This window comes from Flavivirga rizhaonensis, assembly GCF_004791695.1.
In the GTDB taxonomy this organism is placed as follows: Bacteria; Bacteroidota; Bacteroidia; order Flavobacteriales; family Flavobacteriaceae; genus Flavivirga; species Flavivirga rizhaonensis.
On sequence record NZ_SRSO01000080.1, the window covers coordinates 1 to 457 of the forward strand.

1 protein-coding gene is annotated in these 457 nt (G+C 37.2%); it reads left to right on the forward strand.

Annotated features, from left to right (window positions below; translation table 11 throughout):
- A partial coding sequence (gene tnpA / locus EM932_RS20710) for an IS200/IS605 family transposase (protein ID WP_135879110.1) occupies positions 1–394 on the forward strand: 394 nt, incomplete at its 5' end.
- Positions 395–457: the final 63 nt, after the last annotated feature.

Here is a 457-nt window from a genome sequence, read left to right on the forward strand (position 1 = left end):
AGTTCACATAGTTTGGAGCACAAAATATCGTTATCATGTTTTGAAAGGCGACATTCAAAATCGATGTCGTTCCCTTTTGATACAAATATGCGATGCGGAAGATGTACAGATCCTAAAAGGTGTAATATCAAAAGACCATGTTCATATGCATTTGGAGTATGGTCCCTCTCAAAGTGTGAGTGATTTAGTTAAGAAATTGAAGGGCAGAAGTTCAAGGAAGCTACAACAAGAATACCCAGAATTAAAGCAGAAATATTGGGGCAGACACTTTTGGGGAATTGGATATGGTTGTTGGAGTACAGGTAATATTACAGATGAAATGGTTAATGAATATTTGGAACACCATCGAAGACCTGATGATGGTAATGGAGCAAATTTCATAATTGAGAAATAGCTATTCAGGTGACTTTAAGTCACCAGCCCAAACCTATGGACTTTAAGTCCATAGTGGTTTAGT